The organism is Rhabdobacter roseus (genome assembly GCF_014202275.1).
Taxonomy (GTDB): Bacteria; Bacteroidota; Bacteroidia; order Cytophagales; family Spirosomataceae; genus Rhabdobacter; species Rhabdobacter roseus.
The window spans coordinates 294,989-313,739 of record NZ_JACHGF010000003.1; the positions used below are offsets into that span (position 1 = coordinate 294,989).

At 58.6% G+C, this 18,751-nt stretch carries 10 protein-coding genes; 8 read left to right on the forward strand and 2 right to left on the reverse strand.

The annotated features are described in order from the left end of the window. Nucleotides 1–755 precede the first annotated feature (755 nt). Nucleotides 756–1,640: a bile acid:sodium symporter family protein gene (locus HNQ92_RS11105; protein ID WP_184174089.1), complete on the forward strand. Its 885-nt coding sequence runs from the start codon at nt 756–758 to the stop codon at nt 1,638–1,640. A 38-nt stretch (nt 1,641–1,678) separates the two neighbouring features. Here the strand turns inward: HNQ92_RS11105 and HNQ92_RS11110 are convergent, their stop codons facing one another. Beyond that, complete coding sequence (locus tag HNQ92_RS11110; protein ID WP_184174090.1) at nt 1,679–2,548, reverse strand: alpha/beta hydrolase; 870 nt, start codon at nt 2,546–2,548, stop codon at nt 1,679–1,681. A gap of 262 nt (nt 2,549–2,810) precedes the next feature. Between HNQ92_RS11110 and HNQ92_RS11115 the strand changes: the two genes are divergently transcribed. The 7 genes from HNQ92_RS11115 to HNQ92_RS11145 all read left to right on the forward strand — a co-directional run bounded on the left by HNQ92_RS11115 (nt 2,811) and on the right by HNQ92_RS11145 (nt 16,880). After that, nucleotides 2,811–5,210 (forward strand): GH92 family glycosyl hydrolase, encoded by a 2,400-nt coding sequence (locus HNQ92_RS11115; protein ID WP_184174091.1) that lies wholly within the window; start codon nt 2,811–2,813, stop codon nt 5,208–5,210. Between the two features lie 45 nt (nt 5,211–5,255). Further along, on the forward strand, nt 5,256–7,526 hold the full coding sequence (locus HNQ92_RS11120) for a ligand-binding sensor domain-containing protein (protein WP_184174092.1): 2,271 nt from the start codon (nt 5,256–5,258) through the stop codon (nt 7,524–7,526). An 89-nt stretch (nt 7,527–7,615) separates the two neighbouring features. Beyond that, nucleotides 7,616–8,677 carry a polysaccharide deacetylase family protein gene (locus tag HNQ92_RS11125; protein ID WP_184174093.1) on the forward strand — a complete coding sequence of 354 codons (1,062 nt, stop codon included), beginning with the start codon at nt 7,616–7,618 and terminating at the stop codon, nt 8,675–8,677. A gap of 12 nt (nt 8,678–8,689) precedes the next feature. After that, nucleotides 8,690–9,895: a sialidase family protein gene (locus tag HNQ92_RS11130; protein ID WP_246439989.1), complete on the forward strand. Its 1,206-nt coding sequence runs from the start codon at nt 8,690–8,692 to the stop codon at nt 9,893–9,895. Between the two features lie 38 nt (nt 9,896–9,933). Continuing rightward, complete coding sequence (locus tag HNQ92_RS11135) at nt 9,934–12,171, forward strand: ligand-binding sensor domain-containing protein (RefSeq protein ID WP_184174094.1); 2,238 nt, start codon at nt 9,934–9,936, stop codon at nt 12,169–12,171. Nucleotides 12,172–12,320: 149 nt separating this feature from the next. Next, complete coding sequence (locus HNQ92_RS11140; protein WP_184174095.1) at nt 12,321–14,528, forward strand: hypothetical protein; 2,208 nt, start codon at nt 12,321–12,323, stop codon at nt 14,526–14,528. 126 nt (nt 14,529–14,654) lie between these two features. Beyond that, a complete protein-coding gene (locus HNQ92_RS11145) occupies nt 14,655–16,880 on the forward strand; it encodes a hypothetical protein (protein ID WP_184174096.1) in 2,226 nt (741 codons plus the stop codon). 69 nt (nt 16,881–16,949) lie between these two features. On the opposite strand, the gene HNQ92_RS11150 is transcribed toward HNQ92_RS11145, so the two are convergent. Beyond that, nucleotides 16,950–18,644, reverse strand: coding sequence for an FAD-dependent oxidoreductase (locus HNQ92_RS11150; protein ID WP_184174097.1), 1,695 nt, complete (start codon nt 18,642–18,644; stop codon nt 16,950–16,952). Nucleotides 18,645–18,751: the final 107 nt, after the last annotated feature.

The following is an 18,751-nucleotide window of genomic DNA, read 5'->3' on the forward strand; positions in this document are numbered from 1 at the left end:
GACGAAGCTCCTCTTGTTACTCCCTGACACGCTCTACTTCTAAAGGAAGAAGAACCAAAGCGGCTTCCCCTCTTTCCTTTTTCAAATCCCGAATCACCCCTTTCCAGGCTCAGATTACGGATCCGTTATTTCTTATTTTATTGGCAGAAAAAACGCGTTTGCCTCCTATCTTTTTCCTCCCTTTTTACCAATCGAAAGATCAGTGGGTACTTTGCTTTACCTGGCATCTAAGCCTGGGTGGAAGTCATATCAATTGGCTGCGAAAGCGCCCCTTGTTCTGCCCTCTTTCCGGCTACTTGCTAGTAGGTACTTTAGGGTAAAGCCGCCTGTGGTCTATAAAACAAATGGTAAAATTCCCAGAACCCACGCCCTACCCAAAATCTGTTGTAACCGATTCAACCCGGGGTTACTACTTAGGCAAAATTCGCACGTTCGGCGAGCTCTCTTTTGTAGGTCTAAAAGAGCCGCAAAGCCGCCCGATAGTCCTCATAAGTACCCTGCTAATATAGTACAGGCTTAATTTTCAGCTAAATATACAAGGTATGCAAACATACTATTGCGCAGATTACGCAAAACAATCCTCATTCTGCGCACGCCTTGTCAGAATTAACGCTCAGGTAAAGCAGAGGCCATATTTTGTTAACCTACCAAAGTACCCACAGAAATATATATATAATTAATAGTACTATTTTTGCCCCATACGTACTACTGATGACATTCAAATTTTACTCAGGCTCAAAATTCTCCTCGCTTCCATGCAATCCAACGTATTGACCGAATTGTTTCTTCCCCTGGCCCTGGCCCTGATCATGCTGGGCATGGGGCTGTCGCTGGTTACCGCCGATTTCAAACGTATTGTGTTATACCCCAAAGCCGTAGCGCTCGGCATTCTGAATCAAATCGTGCTGTTGCCCATCATCGCCTGGCTCATTGTGCTGGCCTTTGGGCTTTCCAACGAGCTGGCGGTGGGTATCATTATTCTGGCGGCTTGCCCGGGCGGGCCTACTTCCAACCTCATCGCGCATCTTTCCCGGGGCGACACGGCGCTTTCCATTACGCTCACGGTGGTGTCCAGCGCCATTGCGGTTTTTACCATTCCGTTTCTGGTCAATCTGGCCATCCTGCATTTCATCCCCGACGGGCAAGAGCAGGTACTTCCTATTTTCAAGACCATCGTGTCCGTCATCATCATCACCATCATTCCGGTGGCCCTCGGGATGGGCATCCGCAGCCGCTTCCCGGCCTTTGCGGCCCGGCTGGAACGTCCTGTGCGCATCCTGTCGGCGGTCTTTCTGTTTTTGATCATCGGCGCGGCGCTGGCGAAGGAAAAAGAAAATCTGGGCGAATTTTTTCGGCTGGCCGGCCCGGCGACCCTCCTCCTTAACCTCCTCACGATGGGCGTAGGCTACGGCACGGCCCGCCTGGGCCAGCTAAGTACCAAGCAGAGCCTGACGATCGCCATCGAGTCGGGTATTCAGAATGGTACGCTGGGAATCGCCATTGCCTCTACCCTACTTCAAAACGCCGCCATGTCGGTACCCTCGGCCATTTACAGCCTCCTCATGTTCCTGACCAGCATTGGCATTATTCTACTGGGCAATAAAATCATCGACCAAAAAATACCTAGCGGGGCCGCCTAGGTGGGGCTGCCTAAGCGGGGCCGCTTAGGTGGGGCTGCCTAGGCGGGTGGGTACATTTTAACGAGCCAGCCGATCATCTTCATGGCTACGTCGGGCAGGGAGCGCGGGCTGAGCTCGTGCCGCTCGTTGGGGTAGAGCTCCAGCTGGGTCGGCACGCCCAGGGCCGTCAGCTTATCGTAAAGTACCTTTGATTGCTCCACGGGTACCAACTCATCGCTCTCGCCGTGGAACAGGATGGTCGGCACGGCCGTCTTTTTACTGAGGTGGTTGATGGGGCTGGCGTCCCGTACTATTTTGGCTTTGGGGTTAAACTCGCCCAGAAAACGGGCCGTGGAGTTATTGCCCGTGCCGTCGCCCTTTTTCTCCAGCAGGTCGGCCAGGTCGGTGGGTCCAAACAAGTCCACGACGGTCTTGACGTGCCGCTCCGGATCGTGCCCGTAGGCGTACAGCAGCGCCAGGTGCGCTCCGGCGCTCGCGCCGATCAGAGCCAGTTCCTGGCCACTGTAGCCATAGGTACCGGCCTGCCCACTAAGGAAGGCAATGGCTTTTTTGACGTCGTCGAGCTGGCTCGGAAACTGGTTGGTACCTTCGCGCACCAGGCGGTAGTTCATGGTCGCGACGGCGTAGTTATTCTGCCGTAATAAGGCAATAAACGCCTGGGGAAACTGCTCCTTACTACCCCGGCTCCACGAGCCGCCGTGAATGTAAAGTACCATTTTGGTAGCCGGGGAGTGGCCTTCGGGCAGGTAGATGTCCAGCAGGTTGGCTTTGCCGGGCGCATCGCCGTAGGGTACATTCAAAAACTCCTTGGGAGGTACTTTGCCTTGAGCCACGAAAGTACCCAGCAACAGGCTTACCAAAAGTACCCGGCTGAAAGCATTGAGAAAACAAACACGCTGACTAAACATAAGAAAGGGGATGATCGTACATTTTTGATGAAGTAATCCTGGGTATACATTACGAATGAGGCCTAGTGGCTATTTTATGCTAACCCATAAATATATATTCCCTACGAGACCAAACGGGAAAAGTACTACGGCAGGTACCTCGCTGGGAGCCCACGCAAATTTCCGGGCGTTTCAGTAGCCCTGAATACGCCAAAATCAGTATACTAGGGGGATCAGGGTACGTGCAGTGCTACCCTGGCTTTATCAATTTCTGGCTTACCGTATGACCCGCTTTTTCTCTTATAAACCAAGTACCTATTTCCTGGCCGTACCCTTGGCCCTGGCCGTAGCCGGACTTTTTTCCTCTTATAAAGTACCCTCGCCCCCCCAAGAGCCCGTCGACTACGTCGATCCTTTCCTGGGCACCGATTTTTACGGCCATACGTTTCCCGGCGCTACGTTGCCCTTCGGCATGGTGCAGCTCAGCCCCGACCACGGTACCCAGGGCTGGAACTACAGCGCGGGCTACAAATACGCCGACAGCTCCCTCATTGGTTTTAGCCACACGCACTTTAGCGGCGTGGGGATGAATTCGGGCGGGGATATTTTGGTGATGCCCACCGTGGGCGATAAAATTAAACTCACGCCCGGCACCAAAGAAAACCCCGACGCGGGTTACCGCTCGCGCTACGATAAGGACGAAGAAACGGCCACGCCGGGCTACTACGCCGTGCGCCTGAAAGACTACAACATCCGGGCCGAGCTCACCGCCACCCGGCGGGTAGGCATGCACCGCTATACCTTTCCTAAAGCCCGTAAGGCTACCATCTTGCTGGACATCGGCCACGAGATCGGGGGCGAAAGTACCAGCGGTTTCTCGCTCGTGAAAGTACCCAACGACTCCACCGTAGAAGGCTACAAGGACGCCAACGGCGTGATGGTTTACTTCGTGGCGCAGTTTAGCCGCCCCTTCGACTACTACGGCACCTGGGACTCCGACTACCAAACGCCCGAGTCGGGCGAGGGTTCCTGGCCGTACAAAAACGAAGAAACGGGCCTGAACGTGGGGGCTTTTGTGAGCTACGCGACCCGAAAAGACGAGCAGATTTTGGTGAAAGTAGGGATCTCGCACGTGAGCCTGGACGGCGCGCGTAAGAACCTGGCCGCCGAACTACCCCACTGGGATTTTGACAAAACCAAAACCCAGGCCCGCCAAACCTGGAACCAGGAGCTCCGGCGCATCAGCGTGCAAAGTACCTCCGAGGCCAAGAAGCAGATTTTCTATACGGCGCTCTACCGCAGCCTGCTGTCGCAATACATTGGGCAAGACGTGGACGGGCAGTACCTGGGCATGGACAAAAAGGTACATACGGCCGCCGGTCACGATTTTTATCCGTCGTTTTCGTGCTGGGACACCTACCGTACCGAGTACCCGCTGCTGACGCTCATGGCCCCCGAGCGCGTCAACGATATTGTAAAATCCATTGCGAATAAAACCAAGGAATACGGCTGGCTGCCCGCGCAGCACTTCCGCAACGAGTTTGGCCAGGGCATGGTGGGCGATCACCTGGTACCCGTGATCGTGGACGCCTACCTGAAAGGCTACCGCGACTGGGACGCCGAAGCGCTCTACCAGGCCATGCGCCGCAAGGCGCTAGAAGTACCTAAGCCTCCGCTCCCGACCTCGGCGGGCCGCTCGGGCCTGACCGACTACCTCAAGCTGGGCTACGCCCCCTGCGACGTGGTGACGGAGTCGGTACCGAACACCCTTGAGCTGGCCTACAACGACTGGTGCATTGGGCAGCTGGCCCAGGCACTGGGCAAAAAAGACGACGCGGCACTCTTCTTCCAGCGCGCGCTCAACTACCGTAACCTCTTCGACGCCAGCACGTCGTTTATGCGTCCCCGTAAGCGGGACGGCTCCTGGCTACCCGAGCTGGGCCAGCACGAGCAGGAGATCGTGAAGGCTGGGGAACATTCCTACTACCGCTACTTCGATCCGCTGCTGGTGGGCCGCCGCCCCAACCGTCACTATACCGAGTCGAACGCCTGGCAGTACCTGTGGTCGGTACAGCATGATCCCGTCGGGCTCGTCAAGCTCCTGGGCGGCAAAGAAGCCTTTACGCAGCGACTGGATGCTTTTTTTACCATGAGCGCTTCCATTACACCACCCAAGTACGTGGGCGTGGTAGGTACTTTGGGCCAATACGTACACGGCAACCAGCCCTCGCACCACGTAACCTACCTCTACAACTACGCGGGTGCCCCCTGGAAAACCCAGTACTGGGCGCGGGAGGTCATGGAACGCCTCTACCGCACGGGTCCCGGTGGCCTGTGCGGCAACGACGACATGGGCTCGCTCTCGTCCTGGTACGTACTCAGCAGCCTGGGGATCTACCCCGTCACGCCCGGAAGTACCTCCTACGCCATCGGGAGCCCGCTCTTCGACGAGGCCGAGGTAGCCGTAGCCCAGGGGAAGAAATTTAAAGTGATTGCCAAAAACAACCGCCCGCAGCACCGCTACATCCAGTCGGCTACGCTCAACGGCAAGCCTTTTAACCGCTGCTGGATCGAGCAGTCGGAGCTGGTAGCGGGCGGAGAGCTGGTGTTTGTGATGGGCCCCGAGCCCAACAAGTCGTGGGGCATAGGGGCCGACGCCCTTCCGTATTCGCTTTCTAAGTAAGATGTTTAGTACGTGCTTTATTTAAAAATGAGAATGTATAAGGCTATGCTCTTGGCGAAAAGTACCCTCCGGGCCGCTCTGTGGGCGCTGGTGGGCGGACTCGTGCTGGCCTGCCAAAGTACCCCGCCGGAACAGGAGGTAGCCGAAAGTACCTACCAGGACGTACCCTTTTGGCAGGAGTACCACGAGGCGTATCCCGTAGGAAGTACCCCCGAAGCCAACGACGTGCGCAGCATCGCCGTGGACCGACAGGGCCAGGTCTGGATCGCCACGGCGGCGGGGATTTTTGTCAAAAAAGAAACCGAAAGTACCTGGAGTTCGCCCTTTCAAGAGGGCGGCCGGGCCACTCCTGGCCCCGCTTACGTGGTGGCGGTAGATGCGCAGGACAACGTGTGGCTGGGTACCTGGGATGGCTTGTACAAGTACCACCGGGGTACTTTGGAGAAAATCGACGGACCGCTGGCCCCGATCTCCACCCTCTGCGTAGCGCCGGAAGGTACCTACGCGCTGGGCCCGCACGGGGTCTGGTTTTCGGCCGATGGGGATACTTTCACGAAGAAAAACTACGCCATGGCCCGCTCCATCCGCGACGCCCTTTCGGACCAGCACGGTGGCCTTTGGGTGGCGTCAGACGTAGGGCTGTACCACGTCACGGAGGCCGAAACTACCCTGTTTCGGGATACCACAGCCTTGCTGAGCGCCTACGTCAAAGGCATCGCGCTCGACGACCGGCAGCGGCTCTGGGCCGGGGGGCTGGGTGGGGTTTCGATTTTACAAAATCAAAAAAAAGCAGGTACCCTCACCACGGAGCAGGGCTTGCCCACGGCCTACGTCACCCGCGTACGGCGCGCGCCCCACGGCACGCTCTGGGTAGGTACCGAGGCTGGGGTGGTGCGCTACGATTCGGCCCAAAGTACCCCCTCGCTGCTCTTTAGCCGCCGCTGGCTGCTCCACGACCACGTCCACGACATCGCTTTCGACGCCCAGGGCAACGCCTGGGTGGCTACGGCCCGGGGTGTGAGTGCCATCAAGCGCCAACAAATGACGCTGGCGCAGAAAAACGACTACTTCCAGGAGGTACTTCTGAGGCGGCACATCCGCGCGCCCTGGATCGCGGGTCAGTGCCGCCTCACCACCCCCGGCGACACCACTACCTGGGTACCCGAAGACGACGATAACGACGGCGAGTACACGGGCAACTACCTGGCCATGGAGGCCTTTCGCTACGCCGTCACGAAGTCGCCCGAAGCCAGGGAAAACGCCCGCAAGGCCTTTGGCTTTCTGAAATTACTCCAGGAAGTAACAGGTACCGACGGCTTCTTTGCCCGGACCATCGTGCCCACCCACTGGACCGAGCTGCACGACGGCAACCGGACTTTCAGCCCTCAGCAACGCGCCGACGAGCTGGTGAAGGAGCCGCGCTTCAAGCCCGTCGAGACGCGCTGGCGGAAGTCCAAAGACGGGCAGTGGCTCTGGAAGGGCGACACCAGCAGCGACGAAATGTGCGGACATATGTTCGGGTACTTTTTCTACTACGAGCTCGCGGCCGACGAAGCCGAAAAAACCGCCGTGCGGCAGCACGTGGCCCGCATCGTGGACCACCTCATGGCCCACAACTACAACCTGACCGACGTCGACGGCCACCCTACCCGCTGGGGAGTGTGGTCGCCCGAGCAGCTCAACCGTGACCCCGAATGGGCTCCCGACCGCCACCAAAACGCCATGGAGCTGCTGGCCTTTCTGAAGCTGGCGCACTACCTCACCCAAGACGAAAAGTACCAACGAGAGTACCTGCGACTCATCGAACAAGAAAAGTACCTCGACCACATGGCCCAGGTACCCCAGCAAAACCCGGCCTGGTTTATCTACTTCGACGTGATGTTGCAGGCCTACGTGTACCCGCTGCTGATCAAGGGCGAGACCGATCCCGAGCGACTGGCTTTTTACCAAAAACACCTGGACGACTGGTTTGCGCGCCGCCGCGGCGACCACAACCCGCTCATCAATTTTATTTACAACTACTGCCGGGGTCAGAAGGCCGAACTACCCAACTCCATCGCCTTCCTGAAAGATACCCCGCTGGACCTTATCGACTGGCCCATCGACCACACCCGCCGCGAGGACGTCCGGATCGTGCGGAGGCCCGTGCTCGAAGACCTGCAGGTAGACCGGCTCCAGCCACCCAGCATCCGGATGACCGTGCGCTGGGACAAAAACCCCTGGACGGCCGCCGGGGGCGACCCCAGCCGGGAACGCGAGCCGGTATTCTGGCAACTACCCTACTGGATGGGCCGGTACCTGGGCATGATTCAGTAGCGCATTTCGAAAAGTACCCGAAAACGCATAAGCAGAAACAAACGAAGGTTGTCTTTTTATTCAATACGTACTTCAACAAAATAAAAACCATGAAAAAGGTACTTTTAACTACCCTCGCGCTGCTCAGCCTGGGCTACGCGCAGGCCCAAACCTACGCCGAGAAGCTCGGCTGGCCGAAGGGCACGAAGGTGGTCATCTTCCACGTCGACGACGCCGGGATGTCCTACTCCTCCAACCAGGGTACCATCAAGTCCATCGAGGGCGGGCTGGCTACCTCGTGCAGCATCATGATGCCCTGCCCCTGGGCGGGCGCTTTTACCAAGTACGTCCTGGAAAACAACAAAACGCCAGGCCGCCCGTTTATCGACGCGGGCCTGCACCTGACGCTCACCTCCGAGTGGAAGCAGTACCGCTGGCCGCCGCTGTCGGGCTTTATGCATAGCCACAGCCTCGTCGACGACGAGGGCTGCATGTGGCATTCGGTGGAGCAGGTGGTCAAAAACGCCAATCCGGACCACGTGGAGGCCGAGATTCGGGCGCAGGTGGAGCGCGCGCTACGCATGGGCCTTCGCCCTACCCACCTCGACTCGCACATGGGTACCCTCTTTGCGCACCAGCCCTTCCTGGAGCGCTACATCAAGGTGGGGGTAGAGTACGGCATTCCGGTGATGTTTCCGGGCGGCAACAACAAGCTCCTGGCCGAATGCCTCAACCAGCCTCTGATCAAAAAACTGAAAGCTGAAGGCAAATGGCAGGAAGGTACCCCGCTGCCCCAGCCGGATATTATTAAAAAATCCAAAGCCGTGGGCGAGATGATCTGGAAAGCGGGGCTGCCCGTTCTGGACGACCTCCACACCATCAGCGGCGACTGGAAGCCCGAAGGTACCTCCGTCACGCCCGAAGCCTGGGGCAAATACAAGGCCGAGCAATTCAAGAAAGTACTACAAACCATGCAGCCCGGTGTGGCCATGTTCATTGTGCACAGCAGCGATATCACCGACGCCTTCCAGCACATCAGCGCCTCGGGCGGCTCGCGCTACGCCGACATGCTCTCCATGCTCGACCCCGACCTGAAAGCCTACGTACAGGCCGAGGGCATTGTACTCACTACCTTCAAAGAACTGATGGAGCGACGGAAGCAGGTAAAATAATTTTTTTTAATCATGATTTTTCGAATGAAAGTACCCCTGGCGCTCGTCGCGTTTTTTGTACTCCTGCTAGGTACCTTACCCGGCCAGCGGGCTCAGGCCCAGCACCCGGCCGTCGTGCGGGCGGAGCTCATCTTTCCCGAGCAGGCGCAGCACGTGCACGGAAGCAGCCTGGTAGCCCTGCCCAACGGCGACTTCCTGGTGGCCTGGTTTGAGGGAAGCGGCGAGCGTACCGCCGACGACGTCCAGATCATGGGTGCCCGGCTCCGGAAGGGTGCTAAGGCCTGGAGCGCGCCCTTTCTGTTGGCCGATACACCGAATATTCCGGACTGCAATCCGGTGCTTTTTCTCAATAGCCAGGGTACTTTGTTCCTGGTCTGGATTGCCGTGCAGGCCAACCTGTGGGAGCAGTCGATCCTGCGGTTTAAAACCTCTACCAACTACACCCAAAGCGGCGCGCCCGTCTGGAACTGGCAGGACAACATCCTGCTCAAACCCGACGACCGCTTTGCCGACGAAATCGCGAAGCGCTTCAAAGAGCTACCCGAAAACACCGCCGGTTGGGCGGGCTACGCGCCTAAGTACGACGACCTGCTCATCGCCGCGGCTAAGGATGTACCCAAGCGAAGCATTGGCTGGATGACCCGCATCAAACCCCAGCTTTTAGAAAACGGTCGCATCGTGCTGCCGCTCTACTCCGACGGCTACAACCTGTCGATGATGGCCCTCTCCGACGACCACGGCGCTACCTGGCGGCCCAGCCTGCCGCTGGTGGGGCGCGGGCCGATTCAGCCCGCCCTGGCCCGCCAGAAAAACGGCACCCTGGTGGCTTACCTGCGCGACAGCGGCGACGAGCCTACTCGCGTACACCGCAGCGAGTCAGCCGACGGCGGCCAAAGCTGGACGGCCAGCGTCAAGACCGACATCCCCAACACGGCCAGCGTGGAGCTGCTGGTACTGCGGGATGGCCGCTGGGCTTTTCTGGGCAACGACATCGACGACGGCCGCTACCGCCTGAGCCTCTACCTCTCCGACGACGAAGGAAGTACCTGGAAGTGGAAAATCCGGGTAGAAGATCACCCGCGCGACCAGGGCGGCTACTCCTACCCCTCGCTGATCCAGACGCCCGACGGCCTGCTGCATATGACTTACTCGGCCCACCGCGAGAAAGCCCGGAAGTCGATCAAGTACGTAGTCGTCAATCCTAAATTAATTCAATAGACACCTTTATACTTAGTTAACGTAAGTACCTACTAACCATGCGATTATTTTCTTATTTAGCCTTGAGTTGCTTCCTGTTGGCTTTTTTTGGGTGCAGCAAAAATTCCGCCAACCAGCCGGGCAGCCAACCCGTCTACGAAGACCAACCTTTCTGGCAAGATTACAGCGTCAAGTACTACCTACCCCAGGCCAACACCACCCTGCTGGAAGCCTACGCCGACCGCAACGGCAACATCAAGGTACTTTCCAGTAACGGCTTGATGCAGCCTTACAACGGGCATTTTTTGTACCACGGCGAGCTCCTGCCCGACAACACTTACCGCCCCCTCAAAGACAAAAAGCTAGCCGCCATGACCAGCCTGGAGCAGCAGTTTGTATACCTGGACAATAAAGCCGTGCTGAGCAACGCCTGGGCCGGGGCGCTCTACTCCCGGCACGGGCTGCCCACCGCCCGCCTCTTTGCCGCCGGGGCCAGCTTCACCTTCCTGCTCTCCGACGGGCAGGCGCTGCACCTGGTGCAGGATTCTAAAACTCTCTGGAAAGGTACCCTACCGGGCGACGAAGTGGTGAGCATCCGGTACCAGGCGGCGGCCAATCAGTTTTGGGTGCTGGGCAAAAAATCGTTATCGACGCTTTCGGTGCCAAGCCCGCAGCTGACCAAGGTACTGGACGGCGCGGACTTTACGGCCTTTGATCTCACCGACCAAAAGGTACTTATAGGTACCTCGGACGGCTACCTGGAATACGGTCTTAGCGAGAAAAAACAGCTGGGCGAAAAGCAGCAAAAACTACCCTGGACCGAAATCACGGCCCTAAAGGCCATCGGCGATAAGGTGTGGTTTGGTACCTCGCGAGGTGCCTTTGCACTCCGCGCCGACGGCCAGTTTGACTACTACAACGGCGAGCGCTGGCTGCCTTCCAACGCCGTGGTGCATATCGCCGAAGGCCCGGCGAACTCGGTCCTGATCCTGACGAAGGCGGGTTTGGGGCAAATTTGCTTCAAACAAATGACGCTGCACGACAAGGCCGTTTTCTTCGACGAGCAGGTACGGAGCCGCCACATCCGCAACGGCTTCAACGCCTCGCTGGACGACATGCAAAAAGGCAATATCGCCACCGGCTACCTGGCCGACTCCGACAACGACGGCCTCTGGACGGCCATGTACCTGGGGGGGGAGATATTCCGCTACGCGGCTACCAAAGATCCCCAGGCCCTGCAAAATTGCCGCGAGTCGCTGGACGCCATAGAGCGCCTCTACACCGTCAATGGCGTACCGGGCTTTCCGTCGCGCTCCTTCGAGCGGCGCGGGTACATCGACCAGCTCTTCGATCCCGAGCGCTGGCAGCACGCCCCCGATCCCGAGTGGGACTGGAAGGCTACCACCAGCAGTGACGAGGTCATTGGGCACGTGTTTGCCTTCGGAGCCATGGCCGAGCTCATCGACGATGAGGACATGCGCCGCCGCTCGGTGGCGCTCATTGACACCCTCATGGGCCATATCGTGAAAAATAACTGGTACCTCATTGACTACGACGGCAAGCCTACCCAGTGGGGCCGCTGGAACCCCGAGTACGTCAACGGATTCCCCATCAACGTGGGCGACCGCAAGCTCAATTCGTCCAACATCGTGGCGATGCTCCAGACGGCCTACCATTTTACCAAAAAAGAAATTTACAAGGAAAAAGCCTTTGAACTGATGAATAAACACGGGTACTTCGAGAACCTCATGCGGCCCATGAGCGTAATCGGGAAAGCACCCGAAGACGCCGACGAGCACGCCAAGCACATGTCGGACGGCTGGAACCACTCCGACGACGAGATGTACTTCGTGGGCTACTGGGGCCTCTACCGCTACGCCTTCAACGACACCCTCAAAACCCACTTTAAGGAGGCGATCATTGACCACTGGCAGGCCGAGCGGCCCGAAAAAGAAGGAGCCTGGAATATTTTTACGGCCCTCACCGGCACGCCCGACTTCGACCTCAACGAAGCCGCCTGGTACCTCAAAGAACACCCACTGGACCTCATCGACTGGGACATCCAGAATAGCCACCGCAAGGACATTGAGAAGATGGAGCCCAACTTCCGCCGACAAACCATCAAGGAGGTACTTCCGCCCGACGAGCGGCCCATCCAGCGCCACAACGGCAATATGTTCCAGCTCGACCGCGTGGGCCGAAACGGTACTTCTGAGCACAGCGCGGGCGACATCTGGCTGCTGCCCTACTGGCTGGGCAGGTACCTGGGCGTGATCAGCGCGCCGGTGAATCGCTAACCCCGGCGTGGCGACGCCCGAATTTGTAATCGGGTGTTGGGTCTGAATCGCGTTTGAAACGCCAGGAGATGACGCCCTGATTACAAATCAGGGCGAGCCAGTTGAGCCAGTTTCAGCGAGTATATGTTTTTAAATAATTGAATTGACGCATGAAATCTTTTTTTCTTTTTATTGGAATAACCCTTTGCTTACAACCCGTCTGGGCACAGAAAACCAAACAACCCGTGCACCGGGATGTACCCTTTGTGCAGGAGCACAGCGTGAAGTACTACGCCGACGAAACGGCCGGATACCGCCTGGTACATACCGACCGCAACGGCGTGGTGAAGGTACTTTCCGGAGCCGGACTGCGGGCACCCCACGCGGGGGCATTTCTGTACCCAGGTACCCTGCGCGAGGACATTTCGTACCGACCCACGGCGGACAAAAAAGTAGCGGGCCTGACCCTCTACCAGGGGCAGTTTGTGTACCTCGACGACAAGGCCGTGTTCAGCAACGCCTGGGCGGGCAACCTGTACACCAAGCACACCCTGCCCGACGCCCGGCTGCTGGCCGGAGGGAAAGATTTCAATTTTTTAATCGCTAATAAATCCAAGCTCCAGTACCTGGAAAACAACGCCGTGGCCTGGGAACAAAACCTGCCCAACGAGCCGATCCTGGACCTCAAAGCCGACGCCACCACGGGTACTTTCTGGGTACTGACGGGGCAGTCGGTGTATTCGTTTTCGGGAAAAGAAAAGAAACTCCAAAAGGTACACAGCGGTACGAATTTCACCTGCTTTGAGTTCTTCGGCGGGCGGCTCGTGCTGGGTACTTCCGGCGGTTACCTGGAGCTGGACGCCAAAACCGGGAAGCCGCAGGGTACTTTGAATCAAAAACTACCCTGGCCCGAGCTCACGACCCTCGCCGTGCTCGACAACCAGCTCTGGTTTGGCTCCACGCGCGGTGCTTTTAAGCGTCGCTCCGATGGTAAATTCGACTACTACGCCTCGGAGCGCTGGCTGCCCTCCGACCGCGTGGTGCACATCAGTGGGGGTCCCGACGGCTCCGTGCTGATCCTGACGGATAAAGGACTGGGCAAATTGGTCTTTGAAAAAATGACGCTGCACGACAAGGCCGTTTTCTTCGACAAGCAGGTACGTAGCCGCCACATCCGGCACGGCTTCAACGGTACGCTGGGCCGCATGAAAAACGGCGACCTGGCCACCGGCTCCCTGCGCGACTCCGACAACGACGGCCTCTGGACCACCATGTACCTGGGCGGGGAGATATTCCGCTACGCAGCCACCAAAGACCCCGAAGCCCTGCAAAACTGCCGCGAGTCGCTGGAGGCCATGGAGCGCCTCTACACCATCAACGGCGTGCCGGGCTTTCCGTCGCGCTCCTTCGAGCGGCGCGGGTACAAAGACGACGACAAACCCTGGCGCCGCGCCGACGACCCCGAGTGGGACTGGAAGTCGACCACCAGCAGCGACGAGGCCATCGGGCACGTGTTTGCCTTCGGGGCCATGGCCGAGCTCATTGATGACAAAGACCTCAAGGCCCGCTCCGTGGCGCTGCTGGACACACTCATGAGCCATATCGTCAAAAACGACATGTACCTCGTAGACTGGGACGGTAAGCCGACCCTTTGGGGCCGCTGGCATCCCGACTACGTCAACGGCTTCCCGACCAACGTGGGCGACCGCAAGCTCAATTCGTCCAACATTGTGGCCATGCTCCAGACGGCCTACCATTTTACCAAAAAAGAAAAATACAAACAGAAGGCCTTCGAACTCATGAAACAGCATGGGTACTTCGAGAACCTCATGCGGCCCATGAAGCTCATCGGCCGGGCCCCCGCCGACGCCGACGAGCACGCCAAGAAGATGTCGGACGGCTGGAACCACTCCGACGACGAAATGTACTACATGGGCTACTGGGGGCTGTACCGCTATGCATTCAACGACACGCTCAAGACCCAATTTAAGAAAGCCATCTTGGACCACTGGGAATTTGAGCGTCCCGAAAAAGACGGCCTCTGGAACATCCTGACGGCCATCACGGGCGTGTCGAACTTCGACCTCAACGAAGCCGTATGGTACCTGCAGGAGTACCCACTGGACCTCATTGAATGGGGCATGCAAAACAGCCACCGCCGGGACATCGAGCAGCTGGAGCCGAATTTTTACAAGCAAACGACCAAGGAAATCCTCCCCCCCGACGAACTACCCGTGATCCGGCACAACCGTACGCGCTTCACCATTGACCAGAACGGGCGCGGCGGCACGTCCGAGCTCAGCGCGGGCGACATCTGGCTGCTGCCCTACTGGGCCGGAAGGTACCTGGGCGTGATCAGCGCGCCGGTGAATCGCTAACCCGGATTTGTAATCAGGGGTTGTGTCTGAATAGCGTTTGAAACGCTAGGAGATGAAGCCCTGATTACAAATCCGGGCGAGCAGCAGTTACAAATCCGGGCGAGCATCAGCTAAACGATACTGACCATGAAGTACCTGTTCCTAAGCCTTTTGTCCCTGGGCGCGCTGGCGGCTCTGCACGCGCAGCCAGCGCCCTACCGGGATGTACCCTACGCGCAGGATTTTAGCGTAAAGTACTACCTGCCGGACAGCACCGTGCAGCTCCGGCAGGTCCAAGCCGACCGCAACGGGGTGGTACAGGTACTTTCGTCTCGGGGGTTGCTGCGGCCGCAGGGCGGGCAGTTTCAGTACCCCGGCTCGCTCCAGCCCGACCGCGCCTACCTACCCACCGCCGACAAAAACGTGACGGCCCTCGGCTTGTACCAAAAACAGCTGGTGTATCTCGACGATCAAACCGTTTTCAGCAACGCCTGGGCGGGCAAACTTTATATCCAGCATCAACTACCCCAGGCATGCTTCCTGTCCGCCGGGCCCGACTTCACCTTTCTCGTTTCCGACGGAAGTACCCTGCGGGCCATCCGCGGCGAGCAGGTACTTTGGGAAGGAAAAGTACCCCAGCCGCCGCTAAGCGACCTCAAGTACGACGCCACCCACCACCGGTACCTACTGCTGAGCCAAGGGGTAGTTTCGTCTCTTTCGTTAGCCGACAAAAAGCTACGAACCGTTTACCAAAACGCCGCGCTTACGTGCTTCGACGTGGCTGACTCGAAAATCTACGCCGGTACTTCCAAGGGCTACCAGGTACTTGGTGCCGCCGACTTTAAGCCGCAGGGTACTTTGAACACCAAACTACCCTGCCCCGACCTCACGACCGTTGCCTACGCGCACGGCCACTGGTGGTTTGGGTCCAGCCAGGGTACTTTTATGCTCCGGCCCGACGGCCAGTACAACTACTACTACGGCGAGCGCTGGACGCCCGACAACCAGGTGCTGCAGATCGCCGAGGGCGAGGGCCGGAACCTACTTATTCTAACTAAAAAAGGATTGGGGGAAATTCATTTTGAGGAAATGACGCTCCACCAGAAGGCCCTGCGCTACGAAAAGCAGGTGCGCCAGCGGCACATTCGCTACGGCTTCAATTGCGACGTTTCGACCCTCAAAAACGGCGACCTAAGTACCCTGGAAATGGGCCAGCGCGATAGCGACAACCTCTGGACGTCCATGTACCTGGCGAGCCAGCTCTTTCGCTACAAGGTCACGGGCGAGGCCGAGGCGCTGGAAAATTGCCTGGAGTCGTTCGAGGCCATGCAGCGGCTTTTTGCCATTACGGGCATGAAGGGGTACTTTGCGCGGGGTTTTGAGCGCCGGGGGTACTTCAAAACCAAACCCACCCAGTGGGATGGTACCTACGCCCACGGCTGGACGGCCGCTGCCGACCCCGCCTGGGACTGGCGCGGCACCACCAGCAGCGACCAGACCGTGGGCCAGATGTTCGCGCTTACGCTCATCGCCGAGCACCTAGACGGTGAGCCCAGGCAAAAGGCCATTGCGCTCATGGACGAACTCATGAGTACCATCATCGAAAACGACTGGTACCTCATCGACTTCGACGGCAAACCGACCCTTTGGGGCCGCTGGAACCCCGAGTACGTCAATGGCTTCCCGACCAACGTGGGCGACCGCAAGTTGTATGCCTCCAATATGATTGGGTTCTTGCAGGCGGCGTACCATTTTACCAAAAAAGAGATTTACAAAGAAAAAGCCTACGAGCTCATGGACAAGCACGGGTACCTCGAAAACCTGCTGCGCCCCATGACCCAGCTCGGCCCGGCTCCCGCTACCGCCGATGCTCATGCTAAGGAGCTCTCGGCGGAATGGAACCACTCCGACGACGAAATGTACTTCCTGGCCTACTGGTGCCTGTACCCCTACGCGTTTACGCCCGAGCTGAAGCAAAAGTACCTGGCGGCCATCCGGGAGCACTGGGACCTGGAGCGCCCCGAGAAAAACGGTCTCTGGAACCTCTGCTACGCCATGACGGGCGCGCGGGAATTTGACCTACCCGAGACCGTCTGGCACCTGCGGGAATTTCCCCTGGATATGATTGAGTGGCAAGTTATGAACAGCCACCGGCAGGACGTCGAGAAAGTACCCGCCAACTTCCGCGGACAAACGCTCAGGGAGGTACTTCCGCCCGACGAGCGTCCCGAGCTCAAGCACAACCGCAACCTCTTCAAGCTCGACCGCCCCGCCAACGGCCAAAGTACCCTCAGCCCCGGCGACACCTTTCTGCTGCCTTACTGGATGGGTAGGTACCTGGGGGCCATCAGCGCGCCGGTGGACAAGCGGTAGTTTCTTCTTCGGAGAATCAGGCAGGTACCTCCACGCGGGCGGCTAGGTACTTTCCGCTACGCAAAGTACCTACGTCTGAGGCCAGTGGGTTTCGATGCCCTGCGCCCGCACTACCTCCTGAAAAGCGTTGAGCTGGTCTTTATTTTCGTAAATGGCGCGGGGAATCTGCCGCTGCTTCAGAGCCTGCGCCACCAGCAGCCCCACGGCCTCGCCGATGCTCCACTCTACCGGGTGCAGGCGGTAGCAGCCGTTGGTGATGTGCGTAGTGCCGATGTTCTTGTTGGCGGGCAGCAGGTTTTCGACGCGCCGGGGAATGAGCGCCCCCAGGGGGATCTGGAACGGCAGGGAGCCGAAATCGAGGTAGTTGTGGCCGCCGCTGCTGGGGTGCAGGTCGATGTGGTAGTACCCAATCCCGACGCTGTCGGGGAAGTCGGCGGCGGTATTGCCGGCTTTCTGGCCGGTGATGAGCGCCCGGTTTTCGGCCCCGACGTGCTCCTCCCGGATCGTGAACAACGCTTTGATCCGGCGCGACTCCCGCACGTAGGGGTACTTGGCCAGGCCATCTTCGGTACCCATCACGTCGCCGCGTAGCCGCAGGCCGGGCCAGCCCTGGCCGCCGTCGGGCCGGGGTACTTCGGTCTGTAGCCAATACAGCAGCGACAGGCTCAGCTGCTTGGCGCGGTCCAGGTGTTTTTTGAATTCCTTCTCCTTTACTTCTACGAGATTTCCCAAAAAGTAATCGTTTTGGGGCCAATTGACCACCGTCACGTCGCCGGGGTAGGTACCTTCCCGAAAGTTCGCCTTATGGATGATCCGGCGGTAGTTCCAGAGGTTGAGGTCCTGGCCCGTGGGGTGGCCTTCGGGATGAAACCCCAGCGCTTTGGGAGCCAGCGTAGAAGGGCTGGAATAGCGTAGGTCCAGCAGCCTGCCCGACCACGGCTGCTTCATTTGGGGCGAAAAAGTACGCCAGAATTCATACTCGTGCGGCTTGTCGATGACGTGGTTCTGGCCTTTGAGGTAGTCCATCGCAAAGCAAACCGTAAAGGCCTGGTGGCTGGCGGGATCGGCCTGCTCGGGGGCGTGCAGTTCGTTGGTTTCTTTTTGGGATTCGGTACCCGTTACAAACTCCGTCTTGGTGAGTGGCAGCAGCTCGCCCGTTTCGGTGGCATCGACAAAATAGGGGGCCGAAAGTACCCGCTCGTGGCCGGTACGGAGATCCTTCGCTTTCAGGAAACGCACCCGGTCGCCCGTCCGGTCGGCACTTACTACCTTGTGCTCCAGCAGCAGCGTCAGCTTGCGGGTACTTAGGTAAGGGGCCAGCAGGGCCGTCAGCACCGCCACCGCCACGCGCGGTTCATGGCAGAGCCGCGACACGGAGCCGTCGCCCGGATTCAGGTAAGGACGCGTTTTGGCTTCGTCGGTAAGGGGGTAGTGCTGGCGGTAGTAGTTGCGAATGGCCGTCCGGAAGTTGCGGTAGCGCTGCGTGGCCCCGTGCGTTTCGATCCAGCGGTGTTCGTCGGGCGGGACCCCCTGTTGCGAGAGTTGTCCGCCCAGCCAGTCGGTTTCTTCGGTCAGGATCACCGTCAGGTTGTTTTCCAGGGCGGCCAGCGCGGCGGCGCAGCCCCCTAACCCACCCCCGGCCACCACCAGGTCGGCGGTTAGCTCCCGGGCGGGTGGCTGGGCTGCCAGGCTCGGCAGCAGGGACGAGGCCACCAGCAGGCCTCCACCCGTCGAAATGCGTTCGATAAAACTCCTACGATTCATGGGGAGATTAGGAATAAAAAGTACATCCGTACTACGCTACGACAAGGACCCGGAAGCTAAAAACTACTTGATTTTAGCCTTCAATTTGTATATCCCTATTATTTTCG

What these genes read in the sequence shown, in the direction of transcription:
- HNQ92_RS11135 (WP_184174094.1), top strand. Translation starts at nt 9,934, where the DNA reads ATGCGATTATTTTCTTATTTAGCCTTGAGTTGCTTCCTGTTGGCTTTT.
- HNQ92_RS11125 (WP_184174093.1), top strand. Translation starts at nt 7,616, where the DNA reads ATGAAAAAGGTACTTTTAACTACCCTCGCGCTGCTCAGCCTGGGCTAC.
- HNQ92_RS11120 (WP_184174092.1), top strand. Translation starts at nt 5,256, where the DNA reads ATGCTCTTGGCGAAAAGTACCCTCCGGGCCGCTCTGTGGGCGCTGGTG.
- HNQ92_RS11140 (WP_184174095.1), top strand. Translation starts at nt 12,321, where the DNA reads ATGAAATCTTTTTTTCTTTTTATTGGAATAACCCTTTGCTTACAACCC.
- HNQ92_RS11150 (WP_184174097.1), bottom strand. Translation starts at nt 18,644, where the DNA reads ATGAATCGTAGGAGTTTTATCGAACGCATTTCGACGGGTGGAGGCCTG.
- HNQ92_RS11130 (WP_246439989.1), top strand. Translation starts at nt 8,690, where the DNA reads ATGATTTTTCGAATGAAAGTACCCCTGGCGCTCGTCGCGTTTTTTGTA.
- HNQ92_RS11110 (WP_184174090.1), bottom strand. Translation starts at nt 2,548, where the DNA reads ATGTTTAGTCAGCGTGTTTGTTTTCTCAATGCTTTCAGCCGGGTACTT.
- HNQ92_RS11115 (WP_184174091.1), top strand. Translation starts at nt 2,811, where the DNA reads ATGACCCGCTTTTTCTCTTATAAACCAAGTACCTATTTCCTGGCCGTA.
- HNQ92_RS11105 (WP_184174089.1), top strand. Translation starts at nt 756, where the DNA reads ATGCAATCCAACGTATTGACCGAATTGTTTCTTCCCCTGGCCCTGGCC.
- HNQ92_RS11145 (WP_184174096.1), top strand. Translation starts at nt 14,655, where the DNA reads ATGAAGTACCTGTTCCTAAGCCTTTTGTCCCTGGGCGCGCTGGCGGCT.